Genomic DNA, 2,504 nt, shown 5'->3' on the forward strand with positions numbered 1-2,504 from the left:
GCCTACCTCAAGCCTTACTGGAATCCCCTTCATTTCGTATTCGTTGAATTTCCACCCTGGCTTTTTATCACTTGCATCGATGCCTACACGTGCAACATTTGAAAGTTTTGATTTTAGTTCGTAGGCAAAATCGAGTACGCCTTCTTTATGCTGTGCAATTGGCACGATCATGACTTGCGTTGGGGCAGCGTTTGGAGGAATGACTAATCCCCGGTCGTCTCCATGTACCATGATCATTGCCCCGATGACCCTTGTTGTAAAACCCCATGATGTTTGCTGAACATACTGAAGCTGTCCTTCCTTATCGGTATACTGTATGCCGAACGCCTTGGCAAAACCGTCACCTAGATGATGCGAAGTTCCTGTCTGGAGAGCCTTTCCATCATGCATCAGGCTTTCAATTGTATAAGTAAGCTTAGCGCCAGCGAATTTCTCTTTATCGGTTTTTTGACCCTGGACAACTGGGATCGCCAGGATGTTTTCACAAACATCTGCGTAAACCTTCAGCATCTTTACAGTTTCTTCAAGAGCTTCTTCATATGTCGCATGGCACGTGTGTCCTTCCTGCCATAAGAATTCAAGTGTTCTCAGGAAAGGTCTTGTTGTCTTTTCCCAGCGCACGACATTTGCCCATTGGTTATAGAGTTTTGGAAGGTCTCGATAAGAATGGATGATGTTTTTGTAGTGCTCACAGAAAAGCACCTCAGAAGTAGGCCTGACAACCAGTCGCTCTGCAAGTTCTTCTGACCCTCCATGAGTCACATATGCAACCTCTGGTGCGAATCCTTCGATATGATCCTTTTCTTTTTGCAATAAGCTCTCAGGAATGAAAAGTGGCATGTAGACATTTTCGTGTCCTGTTTCTTTAATGCGAGAGTCAAGTTCATTTTTGATATTATCCCAAAGTGAATATCCATATGGACGGATAATCATGGAACCTCTTACGCTTGAATAGTCAATTAAGTCTGCCTTCGTAACAACATCCGTATACCATTGAGCAAAATCTTCATCCATTGACGTAATTTCTTTAACAAATTCTTTAGCCATGTCTGCACCCCGTCTTTTATATACTTTAATTTTGTAAAAAACTTCTCGAAATAACCAGCTCTGTTTCAAAGGAACGCAAAAAGGCCTTGATCCCAAAAGGGGCCAAGGCCTGGCGGTACCACCCTAAATCATAAAGCGATGCTTTATCTCGAAATGATAACGGAATAATCCGCCGTGATCTTCAATGTATCCGATCCGGAACTCAGAGGCAGGTTCAAATGGCGGCCAATAGGAGCTTTTCAGCATTCAGCCCCCTCTCTGGAAATGACTTCATTCCACTTTACTGATCCTCGTCAACGTTACTATTTTTTGATGATTATATATAGAAAATAAATCACTGTCAATTTTTATTTGAAAAATCATATTTTTTGCTTAAGTACATCTTTTCAGCAATGTAGCTTGCACCCAATCCTATTATGAAGGGCAATAATGATCTTGACTCTGAAGTGAAGCCTTCAGCTGTCTGATTGTGCTGATGGTGAAAAATAAGGAGTGTGATCTGAAAGGTATAACCAATTAAGTAAAGTAAACCTGTCACGGAAACAAAGGTGCCAAAAGCTATGAGAAAACTTTTTAACTTCATGAAATCATCCAATCTCTGATATGTAATTATCTTCCTATCATACTAATGGAAATTTTCAAAGATTTCAAACAAAAAAAGACTAAATCATCTAGGATTTAGTCTCTTTTGCTTATTTATGATGAAAGGGGCATTTACCTTCAATCGGCTTGCTATCATCGCCAATAAAATACATCTTCCACTCCCTGTGATCAGGATCGCCATAATGACTTACATTTGGGTGTTTCGGCAGGTTGTCCCATTTTTCAACTCGCTCCCTTACCTTTTCACGAGACATGATTCCGCCTTTTGAAGTCCCTTCAAGACCATTGAAAATTCGACGAGGCTGAAAACCTAGTACAAGACTATTGCCAAGGTCCCGGGTTTTACGCTGTTTGTAAGCAGGAGCGTTGCCAAATGCAAAGAAAGGTTCCCCAGCGAATGAGAATGCCCAGAGATGATGGTCTGGGTCCGTTGGATAATCAGCAGGCCAAGGCTTTGTATCCTTTTCATGCAAGAATTGGAGGACATTCCAGAAGTACTCTCGATAATATTCGATGGTCTTCTCCTCAATTTCAGGCTCGACGAATACAAACAGTCCATGCCGGATCAAGGGTTTATTATCATCAAAAAGTGCAATAAACTCCTCAATGGCACCAGGCAATTCATTCCAATTATCCTTGCTGATATATGAATAGCGAAGTTCCCCTTTTTTCTCTGCTGACATACCGAAATAGCATGGGAACTCTCTATTAGTAACAACCTCGTGAAAATTCTTATATTCCCTGATTACCCATTCTGGAACAAGTTCAGGATTGACCATATCTTCTTTGGTGAATAAATAGCTGTTTTTTACTTTCATGAAAAACACCTCAAATCAGTTAGTTAGTAACTTAAT

Annotated in this window: 2 protein-coding genes and 1 other annotated feature; both genes read right to left on the reverse strand. The window is 40.9% G+C overall.

Annotation, left to right across the window (positions count from 1 at the left end; all coding sequences use genetic code 11):
- On the reverse strand, nt 1-1,047 hold a 1,047-nt coding region (proS, locus tag WB217_RS13440), incomplete at its 3' end, for a proline--tRNA ligase (protein ID WP_423993722.1).
- A gap of 94 nt (nt 1,048-1,141) precedes the next feature.
- Nucleotides 1,142-1,353: a binding site (T-box leader), on the reverse strand.
- A gap of 386 nt (nt 1,354-1,739) precedes the next feature.
- The gene (locus WB217_RS13445; RefSeq protein WP_423993723.1) at nt 1,740-2,468 is read right to left on the reverse strand and encodes a YqcI/YcgG family protein; all 729 of its coding nucleotides are present in this window, start codon (nt 2,466-2,468) and stop codon (nt 1,740-1,742) included.
- Between the last annotated feature and the right edge of the window lie 36 nt (nt 2,469-2,504).

Source organism: Mesobacillus sp., from assembly GCF_049588175.1.
In the GTDB taxonomy this organism is placed as follows: domain Bacteria; phylum Bacillota; class Bacilli; order Bacillales; family Cytobacillaceae; genus Mesobacillus.